At 62.9% G+C, this 19,505-nt stretch carries 17 protein-coding genes and 1 pseudogene; 3 read left to right on the top strand and 15 right to left on the bottom strand.

From position 1 onward, the window contains the following. Positions 1 to 528: 528 nt before the first annotated feature. The gene (locus ACZ9H4_RS17125; RefSeq protein WP_476119901.1) at positions 529 to 1,938 is read right to left on the bottom strand and encodes an MFS transporter; all 1,410 of its coding nucleotides are present in this window, start codon (positions 1,936 to 1,938) and stop codon (positions 529 to 531) included. A 149-nt stretch (positions 1,939 to 2,087) separates the two neighbouring features. Next, the gene (locus tag ACZ9H4_RS17120) at positions 2,088 to 2,897 is read right to left on the bottom strand and encodes a shikimate dehydrogenase family protein (protein WP_408326866.1); all 810 of its coding nucleotides are present in this window, start codon (positions 2,895 to 2,897) and stop codon (positions 2,088 to 2,090) included. A gap of 146 nt (positions 2,898 to 3,043) precedes the next feature. Between ACZ9H4_RS17120 and ACZ9H4_RS17115 the strand changes: the two genes are divergently transcribed. Then, positions 3,044 to 3,817 carry an IclR family transcriptional regulator domain-containing protein gene (locus tag ACZ9H4_RS17115; RefSeq protein ID WP_408145291.1) on the top strand — a complete coding sequence of 258 codons (774 nt, stop codon included), beginning with the start codon at positions 3,044 to 3,046 and terminating at the stop codon, positions 3,815 to 3,817. Positions 3,818 to 4,423: 606 nt separating this feature from the next. On the opposite strand, the pseudogene ACZ9H4_RS17110 reads toward ACZ9H4_RS17115, so the two are convergent. From ACZ9H4_RS17110 to ACZ9H4_RS17055, 12 genes and pseudogenes are all read right to left on the bottom strand, one after another. Further along, a pseudogene (locus ACZ9H4_RS17110) lies at positions 4,424 to 4,834 on the bottom strand (transporter substrate-binding protein); the annotation flags it as partial. A gap of 396 nt (positions 4,835 to 5,230) precedes the next feature. Then, on the bottom strand, positions 5,231 to 5,923 hold the full coding sequence (locus ACZ9H4_RS17105) for a VIT1/CCC1 transporter family protein (protein WP_476119899.1): 693 nt from the start codon (positions 5,921 to 5,923) through the stop codon (positions 5,231 to 5,233). A gap of 9 nt (positions 5,924 to 5,932) precedes the next feature. Continuing rightward, on the bottom strand, positions 5,933 to 6,508 hold the full coding sequence (locus tag ACZ9H4_RS17100) for a cytochrome b (RefSeq protein WP_476119897.1): 576 nt from the start codon (positions 6,506 to 6,508) through the stop codon (positions 5,933 to 5,935). Between the two features lie 241 nt (positions 6,509 to 6,749). Continuing rightward, positions 6,750 to 6,902, bottom strand: a complete 153-nt coding sequence (locus ACZ9H4_RS17095) for a DUF3253 domain-containing protein (protein WP_408145770.1) — start codon at positions 6,900 to 6,902, stop codon at positions 6,750 to 6,752. 62 nt (positions 6,903 to 6,964) lie between these two features. Then, positions 6,965 to 7,807: an IclR family transcriptional regulator gene (locus ACZ9H4_RS17090; protein WP_408145772.1), complete on the bottom strand. Its 843-nt coding sequence runs from the start codon at positions 7,805 to 7,807 to the stop codon at positions 6,965 to 6,967. A gap of 78 nt (positions 7,808 to 7,885) precedes the next feature. Then, positions 7,886 to 9,427: an AMP-binding protein gene (locus ACZ9H4_RS17085; protein ID WP_476119894.1), complete on the bottom strand. Its 1,542-nt coding sequence runs from the start codon at positions 9,425 to 9,427 to the stop codon at positions 7,886 to 7,888. Between the two features lie 25 nt (positions 9,428 to 9,452). Continuing rightward, on the bottom strand, positions 9,453 to 11,234 hold the full coding sequence (locus tag ACZ9H4_RS17080; protein ID WP_476119892.1) for an ABC transporter permease subunit: 1,782 nt from the start codon (positions 11,232 to 11,234) through the stop codon (positions 9,453 to 9,455). A 9-nt stretch (positions 11,235 to 11,243) separates the two neighbouring features. After that, positions 11,244 to 12,305, bottom strand: a complete 1,062-nt coding sequence (locus tag ACZ9H4_RS17075; protein WP_476119890.1) for an ABC transporter ATP-binding protein — start codon at positions 12,303 to 12,305, stop codon at positions 11,244 to 11,246. A gap of 10 nt (positions 12,306 to 12,315) precedes the next feature. Further along, a complete protein-coding gene (locus ACZ9H4_RS17070; RefSeq protein ID WP_408145780.1) occupies positions 12,316 to 13,377 on the bottom strand; it encodes an ABC transporter substrate-binding protein in 1,062 nt (353 codons plus the stop codon). Positions 13,378 to 13,431: 54 nt separating this feature from the next. Further along, positions 13,432 to 14,193 carry an enoyl-CoA hydratase/isomerase family protein gene (locus ACZ9H4_RS17065; protein ID WP_408145782.1) on the bottom strand — a complete coding sequence of 254 codons (762 nt, stop codon included), beginning with the start codon at positions 14,191 to 14,193 and terminating at the stop codon, positions 13,432 to 13,434. A gap of 343 nt (positions 14,194 to 14,536) precedes the next feature. After that, positions 14,537 to 14,728, bottom strand: coding sequence for a hypothetical protein (locus ACZ9H4_RS17060; RefSeq protein ID WP_408145996.1), 192 nt, complete (start codon positions 14,726 to 14,728; stop codon positions 14,537 to 14,539). Positions 14,729 to 14,991: 263 nt separating this feature from the next. After that, the gene (locus ACZ9H4_RS17055; protein ID WP_408327859.1) at positions 14,992 to 15,936 is read right to left on the bottom strand and encodes a LysR family transcriptional regulator; all 945 of its coding nucleotides are present in this window, start codon (positions 15,934 to 15,936) and stop codon (positions 14,992 to 14,994) included. A 138-nt stretch (positions 15,937 to 16,074) separates the two neighbouring features. Between ACZ9H4_RS17055 and ACZ9H4_RS17050 the strand changes: the two genes are divergently transcribed. After that, entirely contained in the window at positions 16,075 to 16,839 is a 765-nt protein-coding gene (locus ACZ9H4_RS17050) for an SDR family oxidoreductase (protein ID WP_408145788.1), read from the top strand. A gap of 73 nt (positions 16,840 to 16,912) precedes the next feature. Then, positions 16,913 to 17,704, top strand: coding sequence for an SDR family NAD(P)-dependent oxidoreductase (locus tag ACZ9H4_RS17045; protein WP_408145790.1), 792 nt, complete (start codon positions 16,913 to 16,915; stop codon positions 17,702 to 17,704). 332 nt (positions 17,705 to 18,036) lie between these two features. On the opposite strand, the gene ACZ9H4_RS17040 is transcribed toward ACZ9H4_RS17045, so the two are convergent. Next, the gene (locus ACZ9H4_RS17040; protein ID WP_408145792.1) at positions 18,037 to 19,164 is read right to left on the bottom strand and encodes an aminotransferase class V-fold PLP-dependent enzyme; all 1,128 of its coding nucleotides are present in this window, start codon (positions 19,162 to 19,164) and stop codon (positions 18,037 to 18,039) included. Positions 19,165 to 19,505 lie beyond the last annotated feature (341 nt).

Genomic DNA, 19,505 nt, shown 5'->3' with positions numbered 1-19,505 from the left:
CCACTCCGGCCTGGCTCCTTGGGTGAGCACCCTTAAGCGCTTCACGTAGATCGACATATCCGGATCAATTGGACGTGGGAGCATCTTCGTCGACCCGGCATAGTTCTGATTCCGGGATTGCCGCGCGATGTCCCTTTCCTGTGGCTCGCAACGCAGCCGCACTGTTACCAAAGCGGGATCCGGCCACGATCACGCCGAGATCAAACGCGCTCATTGCTTCGCCTCTTGCGATGCGCGGCGCGTGCGACGAGGGATAGCCGCGCTTAAGGTGGCTTTTGATCCGCGACTCACGAACTGGCGAACTGGCGAACCGAAGTCCTTCCCAAGGATATGCCGCGCCTCGTCGTAGCACTATCGGACTTTGGTCCCATACGTTCTGCGTGGCCTCGATGCTCGGCATTCCCAGGCAACATCTTGCGGCCGCAGGCTCACACCGACCAAAGTCCGATTGGGTCCGAGCACGTTGCTTCGTAGGCTACGGCAACGGACGCGGCGGCTGCGCAAGCGCTTGCGCAATCCACACCGCCGTCAGCGTGAGCGGCCGACCGCTGCCGTGCCCTGCGCGGATTTTTCGCGCAGCGTTGAAGTCGCCGGCAGCGCCTTCGTGGCGACACCTGGCGCACCGAGTTCATCCAGCGGCGTGCGATATGTCTCCCGCGCGGTCCAGGCGGCGAGTGCGGCGAGGCCAGCGATCACGAGTGTCGCGGTGCCGATCACAAGCGGGATATCTTTTGTTCCGGGCGGAGCAATCGCAGCGAACAGCGATGGCAGCAGCGCCGTTAATGCCATCCCGATGTTCTGTCCGATCGACATGGCCGACACTCGCGTACGAGTCGGGAACAACTCGGGCATGAAGCTCGGAAACACCGCGTTGAATCCCTGATAGATCACACCCCACATCAGCACCGACGTGACGATCGCAACCGGTGCATTTTTTGCGCTGATCGCGTACAGATACACGTACGACAGCAACCCTGCGCCGACCGAGCCAACGATCACTGGAATCCGCCGCCCGATCCGGTCGGACAGTTTGCCGACAAACGGAATCACGAGCACGGCGACCAGGTTCCCGACGAGCGGAATCACGAGATACGTGTTCGCGTGAAAGCCGATCCCGTACGACGGTTGCACCGCGTACGCCGCACCGAAGATCGTTGCGACCATCGCAATCACCGCTGCGAGCGCCATGATCGCGATGCGCACGATATCGCGCCAGTTTTCGCGCAGCGCGACGGCGATCGGCGATGCGGGCACACCGCCGTTCGAATCCTCCTGAATGAACGCCGGCGATTCCGACACCTTGCGGCGAATCACGAAACCGGCAGCGAGCACGAGCGCGCTCAGCAGGAACGGAATGCGCCAGCCCCATGACGCGAACGCGTCAGCCGGCATGTAGTAGGCGAGCGGCATGAAAATCGCGGCGGCGAAGATCTGACCGGCCTGAGTGCCCTGCAACGCGAAGCTGGCGTAAAAGCCGCGCTGGCCGAACGGTGCCTGTTCGAGAATCATCGAGCTGGCCCCGGAAATTTCGCCCGCCACCGCGAAGCCCTGGATGAGACGCAGCACGACGAGCGCGATCGGTGCGAGAACGCCGACCTGATGGTAGGTCGGCAGCAGTCCGACAGCAAACGTCGAGACGCCCATCAGGAACATGCACAGCAACAGCAGATGCTTGCGCCCATGCGTGTCGCCGCGCCGCCCAAGCACGAAGCCGCCGATCGGCCGCGCGACATAACCGACGCCGTAGGTCGCAAGCGACGCGACGATCGCGAGCTTCGGGTTGCCGGACGGGAAAAACAGCTGCGGAAAAACCATCGCCGCTGCCTGCGCGTAGATAAAGAAATCATAGTATTCGAGTGCCGAGCCGATCCAGCCGCTGGCTGTCGCGCGCCGGGTCTGCTGCGCAGACGGATGGGGTGCTGCGTGTTGAGTCTGCATCGTTGCGTCTCCTGATTGGTTTTGATGTGCCGCCATGGCGAACCGATCCATCGCGGCGGGCTTGCCCGTGTTGCCGCTGCTGCGACATGCAGGCCGGTTCGGATGCCGGGCCGTGCATGCGTCGTTCGAGGTCAGTGAGCCGACGACGATCAGGCTTCCAGTGGCGTCATCTTCATGAACGCGCCGAGGTTGCCGAATTGCGCCAACGCCATTTCGGCGCCGGTCTGGATGCGGCACCCTGCTTCGCGCGCGACCTCGAGAAAACGCGTGACATCGGGCGAGGTGACCACGTCCGCAACGAGGACGCCGGCATTCAACGTCGCCATCTGTTCCGGCGGAAGCGGCAACATCTCATGACCGCTCATGCCGACAGGCGACGCATTGACGACGAGATCGAACGACGCCAGCGATGCGAAATCCGACCCGGTCACGACACCCGGGTAATGCGTCGCCAACAATGCGCGCAACCGCTGCGTGCGCGAGGCGTCCAGGTCCGTCAACGTGATCGACGCGGCACCGTGTTCGCAGAGTGACCACGCGATCGCGCTGCCCACGCCGCCGGCACCGATCACCAGCGCACGCGCGCCCTTTGGCTCGAAGCCGTGAGGGCGTGCGGCGTTCATGAAGCCATCGCCATCGACCATGTCGCCGATCAGCGTGCCATCCGCTTCGCGGCGAATCACGTTCACGCAGCCGAGCGCCTTCGCCCTATCGCTCAGCTGATCGACGCGCCTCGCCATGTCCTGCTTGTACGGGACGGTGACGACGCAGCCGCGCAGATTGCGCCATGCGCGCATCGCCTCGATGAACTGATCCACCGACCCGCTTTCTAGATCGATCGGAATCATCGAAGCGTCCTTGCCATGCCGTTCGAACCAAACGTTGAAGTTGTGCGGCGATTTCACCTGCGCGATGGGGGACCCTACGATGGCCAATAGTTCGGTCGTGCCGCTGATCATGAATTGCACCGGAAGAGCGTTGTAAGTGAGCGCTGATGATGCGGCGAGGCGCGAGCCCGGGCAACGCCGGAATCAGGCGAATAGCCCGCTTATCGGCGACTTGATGCGATAATCGCGTCGTTTTAATGCTTACACGACAGGAACCGATGAAAACGCCGCTGATCCATGAACGCGATCTGATCGTCGGCCTTCAGAAAGGGTTGGCGCTGATTCAGCTCTTTACCGACGAAACACCCCGGCTCAGCGTGCCCGACGCGGCCCGGCTTGCCGGGTTGACGAAGAGCGCCGCGCGGCGTTTTCTTTTGACGCTCGTGCACGACGGCTATGCACAAACCGATGGCCGTCATTACTGGCTCACGGCGAGGACACTGCGCCTCGGGCAGGCCTATGTCGATTCGGCGCGGTTGCCGAGGATGCTCCGGCCGATCGTGGAGAAGGTGGCGACCGAAACACGCGAACACGTGTCGGTCGCGGTGCGCGATGGCGACGAGGTCGTGCATATCGTCCGCAGCCGCGTCGCCAACGTATCGTCGCTGTCGATCCGTCAGGGATTTCGGCTGCCCATGTATTGCACCGGCAGCGGGCGGCTATGGCTGGCGTCGATGCCGGACGACGAACTCGACGCCTATCTGACGCGCGTCGACCTGCAGCCGCTGACGCCGTTTACCCGCATGTCGATCGACGACATCAAGGGGGTGGTTGCCCAGGTCCGCGCGCAGGGCTACGTGGAGCTGGATCAGGAATACGAAGTGGGTATGCGAATTCTCGGGGTGCCGCTGACTAACCGGAGCGGCGAGATGCGAGCGAGCCTGACGATCACGATGCAGGTGTCATCGATGACGCCGGCGGATATTCGCGAGCGGTATCTGCGCTACCTTTATGAAGGGCAGGCGTTGCTTCGGCCGATCATCGATATCTAAGACCATCCATTAGCCGGTTCACGCCCGTAGCAGTTGTGGTCGAAGACAGCGCCAGGGGGGTAATAGCCGCTGCCCGTGCGTGCTCGTGGACGGCGCCGCTCAAGGTCGCTCACGTCGAGGCGTCTGGAAGCCGCCCTAGGCCGACGGTGGCCGATCGGGAAACGTGTCGCCGTTCCAGGTCGCGTCGCCGGCATTCGCCACCGGGGGCCGGCGAATGTCAGCTTTCGTCGTTGACGAACGAGTCTTCTCGACCCACAAGGGACCGTCGCCTTTCTCGATAGCGGCCGTTGGTTGGGGAGGCCGAGCACGAAGTTTTGACATACATTTTTAATCTCCGGGACCAACTACATGAGGACGCTCATGCTCACTCGCGATCTCAAATTTCGTAGCACCGGCAACCTTGACGTTGCTTACGGCTTGATTACTTCTCATCCCCGTCTTTGCGCGCTGGTGATTGCCGTGATCGCCATGACTACATGGCAAGCTGCGCAGGCTGCAAACCTTGAACCGCGCACGGTTGGCCAGATCACCTATCTGTGCGGCGGGGTAGGCCGGGACGAACAGCAAGCGATGCGTGAGCAGGCCGGAAATTTCGACAGGGGGGTTCGTATCACAGACACCGCCTTCGTACTGATTGTCGTACCAGTAGAGTTGATGAGCGCGGTCCATGATCGGGCGAATCGCTTCGCGTGAGGCGCTTGAGAACGCGCCGAAAATCACATCGGGCTTGTCCGTCTGGACGAGATGCCGTGCGAGTTCCTGAAACTTGGTGTTGTCCGATTGCGTGTCGTAGGCAATCAGCTCCGCTGGACGTCCGAGAATGCCGCCTTTCGCGTTGATCTCGGCGACTGCGAGCTGCGTAGCGTGGATCTTCGGAATCGTTGCCAGTGCGAAATTTCCCGAAGCGTCTTCCAGCAAGCCAATTTGCTCGGGATCGGCGGCGCTCGATGCGAGCGAGGTCAGTGCAAGTCCTGCGGTGAGAGCGAGACGCATCCAGCCCGACGGCTTCAGCAACATGCGGGTTCTCCAGAAATGAGCGCTAGAAAAGAGGAAAAATTCGGACAAAAAAAAGCCCCCTGACGAACCGACGGTTCGTCAGGGGGCTTCTGTGCCGGGTCCTCGGGCGGACATCTTTGTCGGGCCTCGAGGGATGGCTCAAGTTTGAAGCGCTGTATTTTTGCGTGTCAACAGTGGTCAACAATCGACTCAAGCCCAAAGTCGGAGCGTGCCGAAGCACGACGGCGATCGTGACCACTACGGAGAACGTATCGACTACTCCGATTCGCGCCACATCCAGCCGATCGATCTGTTCGGCGACAGCCCGCACATTTCTCTGATCGCGGATGTCACCGTATTCCCGAGGCGGGCGCAGTGCTTGAATAGAGCGGCTGCGTCGCGGAAAAATGTCACAGTTCAGGTCGCGCCGAATACAGCACCGACCGCGGATGCCACACCCATCGACAGCGCGCTCCAGAAGGTGACCCGCAAGACACCGGGTCCCACTTTCGCGCCCCCGACGCGCGCGGCCAGTCCGCCGAGTATCGCGAGGGAAATCAACGCCGTCACCGCGATACTCACAGCGACCCATTGCTGCGGGGCGAGCGCAGTGACGATGAGCGGCAACGCGGCTCCCACAGAAAAGCTGCAGGCCGACGCCAGCGCGGCCTGCAATGGATTGGCCGCGGTCGTTTCCGAAATGCCCAATTCGTCCCGTGCGTGAGCGCCGAGTGCGTCGTGCGCCATGAGGGCCTGCGCGACCTGTTTGGCAAGCGCCATGTCGAGGCCGCGCCGCACGTAAATCGCCGCCAACTCCCGATGCTCGCGCGCGCCATCCGCATCGAGCTCCGCCTGCTCTTCGGCGAGCGCCGCTGTTTCTGTATCCGCCTGCGAGGAGACCGATACGTACTCGCCTGTCGCCATCGACATCGCACCGGCCACCAGCCCAGCCAGGCCGGTCAGCACCAGGTGGCCGTGCTCGGCGTGCGCGGACGCGACGCCCATTATCAGACTTGCCGTCGAAATGATGCCGTCGTTTGCGCCAAGCACCGCTGCGCGTAGCCAGCCAATCGCCTTGATGCGATGCGGTTCTTTGTGAGCCCTGGGCATTGGCGGACGTCAGCGGTCTCGAACCTGATCGCGCGACGGCCCCGCGTGGGGCAGCATCCGCTGCAGCACATGGTCCTTCAGGACAAAGCGGTGGAACAACGCTGCGACGACATGCAGACCAATCAATGCGAAGAGCACCCATGCGAGGATGCCGTGCACATCACCCATCTCGTGGCCAAAGGCCGAGCCCGGTTCGCTCAGTGCCGGATAGGGCACGACCCCCAGCAAGCGCACCGTCCAGCCACGTGAGGACGCGTTGATCCAGCCGAGCAGCGGCACCAGCACGAGCGCGGCATAGAGGAGAACATGCGTTATGTGCGAAACGACGCTGAGTAGCGGCGGGAGTTCGTCCGGCGTGGGCCAATGGGTCAATCGCCAGATCACGCGGATTGCCATCACGGCGACGAGCGTCGCGCCCACGCCAAGATGCCAGGCGATCAGATTAACGGGCTGCGTGTCCTTGTGGACATCCGGCATCGTCCAGCCGATCGCAAATTGCATGGCGACCAACAGGACGGTTAGCCAGTGCAGCGTGCGCGCCACTCCATCATATGCCGGACGCTTCATTTCGTAGACTTTGGCCATTCCTGCTCCTCAAGTTGTCACGACTTGATAAATTGATGAAGCGCGCAGTCTGCGAATTTTGAACCATTAGCCCGAAAAAAGCACTGCACAAAAACGACAGACGCTACCGCCTGGACCTTAAGGAGACCTGATGCCCGGCAGGGGGCGATACGGATGCTCGACTCCGCTGCTGTTTCCGCATGGCCGCGAAGGTATCGCCAGCAAGACCCGGAAGGCGGGAGGCCGAAGTGTTCCGCTCGAATCACAGAGCAGTTTTCGCCTTGGCAGGCAACGTCACGGGCCGGACTACGGACATCAGGGCGCGCCAGCCGCTTTCATCGGCGGCGAGGCGGCGCGCGACATCCAATGGGCAAATCGATGCAGGGGGAGCACGACGGCCAGGCAACGCCCGCACGCAGGGTTGATGTCGAGCTTGATACGGGCCTCGTCGCTAGCGCATGGCTCACCCGAACAGCGCTATTCCACCCGACGCCGCGTCGAAATCGCCGATGCCGTCGAAATGACCAGATCGGCGAAGCGCCGCTCGTCGCGGTCGGCGTGCCAGCGCGACCTCGCCACCGCAATGTTCACGGCGCCGACACCCCGCCCGTGCGCATTAGTGATCGCCGCCGCCGTCGAAATGTCGCTGACGAAGTACTCGTCCTCGGTGTGGGCGTACCCCTGCTTGCGAATCTGCGCGATGCGGTCCTTGATCTTGCGCGGCTGATAAACGGTTGACGATGTGTAGGGCACGAGATTCGTACGCGACAGAATATCGTCAATTTCTCCATCGGGAAGCGTCGCGAGTATCGCGAGCCCAGGGGCAGTGCAGTACGCGGGCAGGCGCGAGCCCGTAATCACATGGGCGTTGAACACGTTGCGGCTGACGATCCGCAGTACGAATACGATGTCCCTATCGTCCAGCACCGTGAGATTGGTGGCTTCCTCCGTCTCCGAGCCCAGTTGCTGAAGATACGGCGTCGCGCGGCTCACGAGCTCGTTCGATGTCAGATAATGGTAGGTAAAGTCCAGCAGCCTTGGCGACAGCTCGTACTTGCGGCTGTCGGGATCCTTGAAAAGATAGCCTAGCGCGGCGAGCGTGAAGGTGAAGCGCTGCGTCGCGCTCATGTCGAAGCCGGTGAGCGACGATATCTCCGACAAGGACAGCTGACGCTTGCTGCCGTCGAAGGCGGTGAGCACTTTCATCGCCTTTTCGACGGACTGCACGTACAGCGACGATGTACTGGGATCCACCGCCTCGACTGGCGGCTTCGTTGCCGGACTCTTGCGCTTGCGCGGGACTTTGGGCGCTTCGATCATCACATGTTCTTCTTCAGGATCATGGGTGAATTATCGCATAGCCCTAACATCCTATCGAAATCCAATATCAAACCAGCGTCAGACCGGCGCTTTGACCATGCGATCCCACGCGTCGTCCACACTGCGCGGCAGCAGATGCTTCTTGATCCGCTCGCTGGCCGTCAGTTCGAAGCTCGCCACCGCGCGGTAGTAACGCGGCAACTGGAAACTCGCGAGCCGTTCGCGCGCCCACGCATGCATGATCTCCCACGCCACCGGTTCCTCCTTGAACTGCACGTTAAGAAGGATGTCCTGCTCGCCGATCGGTGATGCCACACCGATCGCAGCACTCGCACGCACCGCCGGATGCGCCGCGAAAATCCGCTCGATCTCCCACGCCGACACATTCTCGCCGCGCACGCGCATGCTATCCGTCTGCCGGCCGATGAAGAAGAGATCGCCGTCGGCATCGCGCCGCGCGCGATCGCCCGTGTGCAGTTTGCCGTTGCGCAGCGCAGCCTGGGTCGCATCCTCATTCTTGAGGTAGGTCGGCAGAAACGTGCCATCCACCTTGCTCGAGAGCACGATCTCGCCCGCCTCGCCTCCTTTCACCGGCTGGCCGTTTTCGTCGAGCAGTTCGACCTCGATCCACGGCAGCGCGCGACCAATCGACCCCGGCTTGCCCGTGGCATTCGCAGTCGCAAAGCTCGAGCATTCGGTCATGCCATAGCACTCGCGCAAGCGCACCTTGAGGCGCTCCTGCACCGGCGCCCAGGCGGCGGCGCTGACGCCCGCGCCCCACGCGACGCGCAGCGTGTGCGCCTCGGGTTGTGCGTCCAATGGCAGTTGCATGAGGATATCGAGCACGCCGCCGAGATAATGGAGTTGCGTGGCACCCGCGCGTTCGACCTGAGACCAGAACTGCGACGCCGAAAAGCGCGGCACCGCGTGCAAGGTCACCGGCTCAAGGAACGGCAGCATCAGCATCTGCGCGCCGCCAATATGGCACAGCGGCTCCCACAGGAAGAGCCGGTCGCCTTCGCGCACGTCGGCGACGCGCAGCGCGGCCTCGCTCGCGATGCGCATCATCCGGTGCGTGAAGACGACACCCTTCGGCGCGCCCGTCGTGCCCGACGTGTAGATGACGCACAGCGGATCGTGCACGCCGATCTCCGGGCTCGTGAATGCCGCCGCCGGTTTCTGTGCATCGAATGCGGGCAGATGCACGCGTCGAGTCGTCCCGCAATCGATCGCCGCAGTCATGGCGTCGAATTCGTCCTCGATGACGAGCAGTTTCGGCTCGGCGTGCTGCAGCAGATATTCGAGGCCCGCCCCGCGCAGCTTCGTGTTCACCGGCACCCAGACCAGCCCGCTCAGCATGAGCGCATAGATCAGGTGAACGTGACCCGCGCCGTTGCCGAGCATGACGGCGACGCGGTCGCCCTGTACGAGTCCCTCGTCCGCGAACCAGCGTTGCAACTGGGCGACATGCCGCGCGATGTCGTCGCAGGTGATCGCCTGATTGTCGAAGTGCGCGACGATGCGCGACTGCTCGCGGCGCAATCCGGCCGCGAGCAGGGGCACGCAGTCGAGTTCGTCGTCTGCGTGGCGGTGAGCGAAATATGTCGAGTAGCGATGCATAGTGATATCGATTGAAAAGCGGGATTCAGCGCGCGCGGCGCTTGAGCCAGGATGAAACCGCCACGACCAGCGCGATCAGAATGACCAGCGTGGTCGACACGGCCGCGAGCGTCGGCGTGATCGCCAGCTGGATGTCGTCCCACATCTGCTTCGGCAGCGTCGAATTGATGCCACCGCTCACGAAGATCGCGATGGTCAGATCGTCGAAGGAAACGAGGAACGCGAACAGAAACGCCGCGCTCACGCTCGCCATGAGCAGCGGCAGCACGATTGACGTGATGCGTCGCAACGGCGATGCCCCCATCACGCGGGCCGCGTCGTCCAGCCGCCAGTCGAAGCGCTGGAACCCCGCCGCGAGCGTGACGACCACATAGGGGATCGCAAGCACGGTATGTCCGATCACGAGGCCGAGATTGGTACCCGTGAGTCCCAGTCGGCCGAACAGATACAGCAGGCCCACCGCGACCACGATACGCGGCACGATCAGCGGTGCGACCAGCAGCGCGAACACTGGCTTGCTCGCACGGCGCGGCATGCGCGTCATCGCGAGCGTCGCGCCGAAGCCGAGCAGCAGGGACAGCAGCGCAGTGCCCAGACCCACTTCGAACGACCGGATGATCGCGCTGCGCCACACGGGCGAATCCATGAAGGTGCCGAACCATCGCGTGCTGAAGAACTTCGGCGGAAACGCGATGTAGTCGCTCGTCGTGAACGCATAGGGAATCACGGAGAGCACCGGCGCCACGAGCACGATCATGATGATGCACGTGTAGAGTCCGAGCGGGCTCGCGGCACGCGCGGTCGTGTCCGCGTGCGCCTTGCGGCGCATCACGAATGGCGCGAAAGCCCGGCCCGCTGTCATCAGCAGCGCGAGCCTGACGCCCTGTGCGCGCGAGCCGCGCGAACGCTCCGTCACCTCGCCCGTCAACGACGTCAGCCCGACCATGCGGTCATAGACGAAAAAGATGACGACCGAGCAGATCAGAAGCACCGTCGAGAGCGCGCCGGCGAAACGCATATCGAAGAGTTCGAGCACGGCCGAGATCACGAGCTGCGCGATCATCGTTTCCTTCGGTGAGCCGAGCAGCGCCGGCACGATGAAGAAGCCGAGGCTCGAGATGAACACGAGCAGCCCCGCCGCCGCCACGCCGGGCGACGAAAGCGGCAAAAACACCGTGAAGAAACTCATGCTGCGTTGCGCGCCGAGCGTTTCCGCCGCCTGCGCGAGGCGCTCGTCGATGCCGCGCATTACCGGAAGCATCGTCATGACCGCGAGCGGCAGCATCGAATGCACCATGCCGATGAGCACGCCCGTCAGCGACGGGATGGTGCCGCTCGTCTCGTGCACGAGGCCGAGCGAGAGCGCGATGGTGGACAGCACGCCGGTCTTGGACAGCAGCAGCATCCACGCGTAAGTCTTGACGAGATAGCTGGTCCAGAAAGGCAGCATGACCCACAGCAGCCAGCGTTCACGCACGCGCTCCGGGAGCCGGCTCAGCATGTATGCGACCGGATAGCCGAGCAGAATGGACAGCGCCGCCGTCAGGAACGAGATGGCGAAAGTGATCCACAGCACCTTCGCGTAGACGGGCGTGCGCGCGATGCGCTCGAACTGCGCAAAGCCGATCTGGCCGTCGGCGCTGACGAGACCGCCTTGCAGGATCTCTCCGACCGGCACGATGAAAAACACCAGCAGGAACAGCAGCGTGGGCACGATCGGCAAAAAGCGCAGACAGCGCGCGAGCACGATGGACAGGCCACGCCGCGCAGTTTCGTTCTCGCGCTGCGCATGTAGAGCGATGGTCATGACGATTCCTCAGGCGTGTAACAGCGTCGTGCGGTGCGGATCCCACGTCAGGCCGACCCGGTCGCCGACGCGCGGCGTCACGCTGCGCTCACAGCGCACGGTCAGCTCCGTGCCGTCGCTCATGGCGAGCTGTACGCGCGTGTCGCTGCCGAAGAACACGACATCCGAGATCGTGCCGTCGACAAAGCCGCTACGCGGTTCAACGAGGCGCGGCGCTTCGGGACGCAGGAGCAACGTGTGACGCGCGGCGGGCGCACCCGCTGCGCTCATCGGCAACGGAATGCGGCCGCCCGCCGCGAGCAGGATCGGCTCGCCGCCCACGCCGCGCGCGGCGTCGAGCTCGCCTTCGAGCAGGTTCGAGTGCCCGATGAAACCCGCGGCGAAACGTGTGGCCGGACGATCGTAGAGATCGGACGGCGTGCCCACCTGCTCGATGCGCGCCTGGTTCATCAGGCAGATGCGATCGGACAGCGTGAGGGCTTCGTCCTGATCGTGCGTCACATAGACGAAGGTCGCGCCGAGTTCCTTGTGCAGGCGTCGAATCTCGGCCTGCATGTGTTCGCGCAGTTTCTTGTCGAGCGCGCCGAGCGGCTCGTCGAGCAGAATCACCGAAGGCCGGTAAGCGAAGCAGCGCGCGAGCGCAATGCGCTGCTGCTGCCCGCCGGACAATTCCTTCGGATAGCGCTTTGCGTATTCGCTCATGCGCACCATCGCGAGCGCGTCGTCCACCGCGGCGCGCACGTCCTCGCGCGACTTGCGTCGCATGCGCAAGCCGTAGGCGACGTTGTCCCACACGCTCATGTGCGGGAACAGCGCATAACTCTGAAACACCATGCCGATGCCGCGCTTGCCCGGTTCGACGTGCGTGACGTCGTGTCCGTCGATCTCGATGCGCCCCGCGCTCGGCGCGACGAGCCCGGAGATCATCTGCAGCAAGGTCGTTTTGCCGGAACCCGAAGGACCGAGCAGCGTCAGGAATTCGCCCGCCTGCACGGCGAGATCCGTCGGTTCCAGCGCGAGCGCATCGCCATAGCGCTTGGCAATGCCGATCGCTTCGAGTTTCGAGCTCATCGTGCCGTCCTCAGGAAATGATCCAGGAATTGAACCGCTCGGTGACCTTCTGGCGGTTGGCCTCCCACCATTGCGGGCTGGGCAGCTTCATGTCCTCGATGTTCTCCGGCGAGGTCGGCAGCAGCGCGGCGCGCTCCTTGCTAATGGTTTCGAAGGACTTCCTGTTGGTCGGGCCGTAGGCCAGCGTGCGCGTCAGCGCGGCCTGACGTTTCGCGTCGGCGCAGAAGCGTACGAACTGCCTGGCCGCGTCGGCGCGGGGCGTGCCCTTCGGGATGCCCCAGCCCTCGATCGAATAAAGGCCCTGCTTCCAGACGATCGTCACCGGCGCGCCGCTGTCCTTTGCGGCTTGCGCGCGGCCGTTCCAGGTCGAAATCATGTCGACGTCGCCGCTCTGGATCGCCTGCATCGCCTGCGCGCCCGACGTCCACCAGATGTTGATGTGCGGCTTGATCTTGTCCAGACTCCTGAACGCGCGGTCCACGTCGAGCGGATAAAGCTTGTCGAGCGGCACGCCGTCCGCGAGCAACGCCTGCTCGAGCGTGTCGAGCGGACTGCGACGCAGGCAGCGGCGGCCGGGAAATTTCTTCACGTCCCAGAAGTCCGCCCACGACTTCGGGCCGTTGTCCTTGAACTTGTCCGCGCGATACGCCAGCACGGTCGAATACACGTCGACGCCGAGCCAGTTCGGCGTGACCGCCTCGGGCATGATGTCCGGGAAATCGCTCGCCTTCAGGCCGATCGGCTCCAGCAGGCCTTTTGCTTCGAGATACGGAATGTCCGCCGACAGCGTCAGCGTGGTGACGTCCCACACGTAGTTCTTCGTTTGCACCATCGCGGCGAATTGCGCGACCGGCTGCGATTCGCGCGCGACGCTGACGACCTTGATGCCGGTCGCTTTCTCGAACGGGTCATAGAAGGCTTCGCGATACGCGGTCGTATACGGACCGCCCGGGTCCGATACGACGATCTGGCTGGATTGAGCGCGCGCGGCAAGCGGCATTGAGCCGGCCACTGCCAGCGCGCCCGCGCCTTGCAGAATGCGCCGGCGCGTCGGGTTGAAGTCTTGCGTCATGATTCAGGTCTCCCGCACTGGGGTTGAGAAGAAACGGCTCGACTTCAGCCCGGTCTATTTGGCGCGCTTTTTGAAGAACTCTTCCATCATGCGAGCGGGCTCGCCGGAGTCGTACGCCTCGCGCTGGATACGCTCACCCGCCTCGATGCAGTCCACGAACCCCGGCTCGGTCATCTCGCGGAAACGCTGCTTGTCCAGACGCATGGCGACGGGCGGCTTGGCGGCGAGTTCGGTGGCGATTTCCAGGGCCTTCTCGAAGACCTTGTCCTGCTCGACGATGTGATGAATCAATCCGATGCGATGACACTCGTCGGCATCCATCAAACGGCCGGAGAGCGTGAGTTCGATGGTGCGCGACATGCCGAGCATCGAATTCATGATCCATGGGCCGGTCGTGCTGGCGATGCCCGCATTGATTTCCGGCTGCCCCATGCGCACGCCCGGGTGCCCCACGCGAATGTCGCCCAGCAAGGCAACCTGGAACGCCGAACCCGCCGCCGTGCCGTTGAGCGCCATCACGAGCGGCTTGCTCAGGCCGCGCAGTGTCGCGTAGTAGCGCTGCCACTCCTTGACCCACGCCACCGCGCGCTCGCCGTCGAAGTCATGCGCCTCCGCCAGATCCTGCCCCGCCGAGAATGCGCGATCGCCCGCGCCCGTCATGATGATCGCGGCGACAGCGTCGTCGGCATTGAGGCGCTCGAGCGCCGCGATGATCGCTTCGCGCATGGGTGTGGTCCAGGCGTTCAGGCGCTCAGGACGATTCAGCGTGATGACCGCAACGCGGCCGTGATTCGAAAACAGAACTTCGTCACTCATGATTTATCGCATCGCAATAGTTGATGGTGAAATGCAATATAGATCCATCAAAAATAAGGTGCAAGCGGGTTTACGCGGAAAAGTGCAACTCGGCGAAGAAAAACGCACGCGAGCGAAGCGGATGCGTCGTGCGGTCAAGAAAAAAATCGGCGGTAAACGGGCGTGCGACTGCATCGATCGGGCCACTTTCGGCCCGATGCGGTCGCCACAAGAAAGAGAGGAGGAAGCGCGGGGACGCCGCTTCAGGCACCCTGCTGCTGCACGCGTGCATTCACGCAGGCCGCGGCCGGGGCTCGCTCCGGGTTCGCCGCGTTGGTCTTCCGATTCATGAGCCGCGGGTCGATCAAATGCTTCTGCGCCGCAGGCGATCGGCAACCGGGATCAGAATCGAAATGAACACGAACAGACACGTCGACACTACGGCGATCACCGGCGAGATCTGCTTGCTGGTCTCATACCAGAACTGCCTGGGCAGCGTCGCACTCAACCCGACCGACGAGAACGGCGCCGGGGGGACAGCATCGCGCCTCTGCATACGGCAGGATGCGTGCAACCGGCCAGTTGCGGACGTCGGCGGGCGCTATCGCATAGACATTCGAATATCGCCTGCACAGAAGCAGCGGACATTCGCGCGAATTCCGTGTACGGAGGTTCGTTGGCCTTTCCAGACAATCCGGATCGTGGGTAAAGGCTGGGCAGGACCGTCATCTGGAAGTCTGCGCACCGACGCGCAGACGCATCATCCGCTCCCTGAACCTGATTGCCCGGACGTATCGGACGCATGTTCTGGACGCGCCTTCAACTCGTCCCCGGCGTGACACCTGTCCGATTTCCGTCGTCCCGATCCCATGGAGGCGCCCCGCCGAACGCTTCGACCAGGAAATCGATCATGACACGCACTCTGGCGCTGAGGTGTCGACGGCTCGGGTACATGGCGAGTATGTCGATCTCAGGCAGGCGATACTCAGGCAACACGTGAACGAGCGTGCCGGCACGTAGGTCGTTGCCGATCAGGAAGGTGGGTTGCCAGATCACGCCTTGCCCGGCGAGCGCTGCTGCGCGCGCCGTATCGCCGTTGTTCGTGTGCATGTGACAGTCGACCTTCACGGAGTGAGTCTTGCCGCCACCGTCGATCAGTTGCCACTCATCGCCGGTGGCCGCATAGGTGTACCCGATGCAGCGATGGCCGACCAGGTCCGCTGGCGCTGCCGGCACGCCGGCGCGAGCCAGATAGGCCGGCGACGCGCACAGAATGTTTTGCGATGTCGCCAGCTTGCGGGCTGCGTGGCTAGTGGAGCCGGCGCGCGAAATGCGAATGGCGAGATCGTAGCCTTCATCGACGATATCGACGACGCGGTCAATCAGGCCAACGTCGAGTTCGATGCGAGGATATTTCCTCATGAACTCGGGCCATAGCGGCGCCAGATACAGAATGCCAAAGCTCACGGGCGCGTTGATGCGCAGGCGTCCGCGTGGTTCGACCGACGCGGATGACACCAGCCCCTCGGTCTCGGCGACATCGTCGAGGATGGACTTGCAGCGGGAGTAAAGCGTCTCGCCGCCCTCGGTCAGCGACAGCGTGCGAGACGTGCGATTCAGCAGGCGCGTGCCCAAATGCGCTTCCAGTTCATTCACATAGCGGGTCACGTTGGCGGCCGACGTGCCGAGCGCATCCGCTGCGCGCGCAAAGCCGCCACGGCTCACCACCGTCACGAAAACCTCGAAGGCACGCAGGCGGTCCATGCCACTCTCCTATCATTCACAAAAACTGAATGATAGGACCATGTTTTAGGCCTTTCTACCACCAGGACTGAAGCCTATATTGCTTTCACGGGCCAAGGCATAGGGCACTGGCCGATCAAATGTATCGGGAGATAGAACATGCAGCGCTTGACGGGAAAAGTCGCCATCGTGACGGGTGCCAGCGCAGGAATTGGCCGCGCTACTGCAAAGCTGTTCGCGAAGGAAGGCGCCAAGGTGGTCATTGCGGCGCGCCGCGCGGCGGAACTTGAAACGCTCGCTGCGGAGATCGTCAGCGAAGGCGGCGAAGCCGCGTACCTGGCCGGCGACGTGCAGTCGGAGGACTTCGCGAAGGCGCTGGTCGCACTCGCGGTGAGCCGCTTCGGCCGTCTGGACATCGCCTACAACAACGCCGGTACGCTGGGCGAGATGGGCCCGACCACCGGCATTTCCGAAGCTGGCTGGAACGCCGCGCTTGCGACCAACCTGACCAGTGCCTTCCTGGGAGCGAAGCACCAGATTCCGGAAATGCTGAAGCAAGGTGGTGGATCGATCATCTTCACGTCGACGTTCGTCGGTTACTCGTTCGCGTTTCCCGGCACCGCGGCCTATGCTGCGAGCAAGGCCGGACTGATCGGCTTGACGCAGGCCCTCGCCGCCGAGTACGGCGCGCAAGGCGTGCGCGTCAACGCGGTGTTGCCGGGCGCCGTGGACACGGAGATGTATCGCGACATGAACGACAGCGACGAATCGCAGGCGTTCGTCACCGGGCTGCATGCACTCAAGCGCGTCGCAAAGCCAGAAGAGCTGGCGCGTTCGGTGCTGTATCTCGCGTCGGACGATTCGTCCTTCGTGACCGGCACCGCCTCGCTGGTCGATGGTGGCGCATCGATTACACGGACGTGACCCTCCTGGCGGCATCCGACGTTCAAGCCGCGATGCCGCCATTTCTACTTCATCCATCGAAAGGACATCACTCATGGACCTGAATCTGACAGGCAAACTCGCGCTGGTGAGCGGCAGCACAGCTGGCATCGGTCTCGCTATCGCCAGCACGTTGGCACACGAGGGCGCTCGTGTGATCGTGAACGGCCGCTCCCAGTCATCTGTTGATGATGTGGTCGCGCAGCTGAAAGCGCAGACGGGCAGCGACGTGCAGGGATTTGCGGGCGACCTCAGTACGGCCGCTTCAGCGGAAGAGCTCGCGCGACGCTATCCGGAGGTGGAAATTCTGGTCAACAACCTGGGCATCTTCGAGCCCAAGCCGTTTGAAGAGATCCCCGACGCGGACTGGCAGCGGTTCTTCGACGTCAATGTCTTGAGTGGGGTACGCCTCGCTCGCCTGTTTTTGCCTGCGATGAGGCGGGCCAACTGGGGGCGCATCATTTTCATTTCGAGCGAAAGCGGGGTGCAGATTCCGGCTGAAATGATCCATTACGGGATGACCAAAACCGCGCAGCTGGCGGTCTCGCGCGGGCTCGCCGAAGCCGTCGCCGGCACGGGCATCACAGTCAATAGCGTGCTGCCGGGGCCAACGAAATCGCGGGGAGTGGGTGAATTCGTGGAGACCCTCGCAAAGGCCGACGGCAAATCGTTTGAAGCGTTCGAAAAGGAGTTCTTCGAGAAGGTCCGTCCCACATCGCTCATCAAGCGATTTGGTTCGCCGCAGGAAATCGCGTCGCTCGTGGCCTATATCGCCAGTCCGCTTTCGTCGGCCACGACGGGCGCTGCGTTGCGCGCCGACGGAGGCGTTATAAAGAGCGCCTTCTAAACTCACGCCAGCATTGGGCCGGGCTCTGCACCTGTTTCCTCGATCACTATTGCGACGCAACCGGCCCGGCTGAAGCGCTCCTTTCGTGAGCCACGTGACGATCAGCCATGGGTCGGGCTGATCGTCATTCCCGTGCTGGCGTGGTTTTTTGTAGCCTATTGGCAGCCTTGGAAAATAGCCCTGGGAAGTCGGGTAGCCGGCCGGACCCGAATGACGGGATCGACCCGTGATGGCCGAAGCGTGCGCATAGCTATTGCGGCAGGTACCAGAGTGCGCCTGCCGATGCCGTTGCGAGAACGACGCGCCATGCGCACATGCTCCGGGAAAGCGCGCTAAAGGATACTGTCCAACGCCTTGGCAAACCTGGCAACCGCACCTTCGACGTCATGCAGTTTGTCCAGGCCAAATAATCCGACGCGGAAGGTCTTGAAGTCATCAGGTTCGTCGCATTGAAGGGGAACACCGGGCGCGATCTGCAAGCCGGCATCAGCAAATTTCTTGCCGGATCGTATGCCGTCATCGTCGGTATAGCTGACCACGACGCCTGGGGCCTGAAAACCTTCGGCCGCCACGCTTTTGAACCCCCTGGCGCCGAGGAGCGAGCGAACGCGCGCGCCGAGTTCGACCTGCTCCGCCCTCACTTTGTCGAAGCCATATGCCTCGGTTTCCTTCATCACGTCGCGCAGCGTCGCGAGACTGTCCGTGGGCATCGTGGCGTGGTACGCGAACCCACCGCTCTCGTAGGCCTCCATAACCTGCAGCCACTTGCGAAGATCGCAAGCGAAACTGGTGCTGGTTGTCGCGTCGATTCTTTCGCGGGCGAGAGGGCTGAGCATGACCAGTGCGCAGCACGGTGATGCGCTCCATCCCTTTTGCGGTGCGCTGATCAGGACGTCGATGCCGCTCGCCTGCATGTCGACCCAGATCGTACCGGAGGCGATGCAATCCAGTACGAACATCCCGCCGACGGCATGAACAGCGTCGGACACCGCGCGTAAATAGGCATCCGGCAACATCATCCCGGATGCGGTTTCGACATGGGGTGCAAAAACCAGATCCGGCCTGCTTTCCCTGATCGCCGCGACCACTTCGTCAATCGGCGGCGGTGCATAGGCGGCCTGCCGTCCTTGTTCGACGGGGCGCGCCTTCAACACGATCGATTCAGACGGAATGCCGCCCATGTCGAAAATCTGCGACCAGCGGAAACTGAACCAGCCATTGCGAATCACCAGACACTTCTTGCCCGTCGCGAACTGCCGGGCGACGGCTTCCATGCCGAAAGTCCCACTGCCCGGGACGACAACGGCCGACTGCGCGTTGTAGACTTTTTTCAGGGCGCCGGAAATATCCCGTACGACTCCCTGAAAAAGCTGCGACATATGGTTGATGGATCGGTCGGTGTAAACGACTGAATATTCGAGGAGTCCCTCGCGGTCGACATCGGGGAGTAACCCTGGCACGTTCGCCTCCGGTAATAGACGAATTAAGGAATCGAACACAGATTCTAACGAAAGCCACCTGCACACGGTATCGGCCGAAACGCCCCGTTACCCATCCGGCACGTTTCGGCGCGGACCGCTAATGGGTGTCGACGATTTTGACCGCATCGCCGAGTCACCGAATCTGGCCGGGTCCTGCCTGAAATCGGCCAGGCCGAACGTAACGCCGCCGACCTGAAGCCGACAGTCGTCCGCCCCGGGTAGTGCCGCCGAAAAGCGGTCGCTCCACGCTGACGCTGAGCCGCAGACGGAGGTTCGCCTGCGGACGCCGGCTCAAGCGCCCGCCTGGATGGCAACTCGGC

Source organism: Paraburkholderia sp. TE9906, from assembly GCF_056279605.1.
Note: the sequence above shows the minus strand (reverse complement) of the source record. Positions and strands in the feature narration are given on the sequence as shown.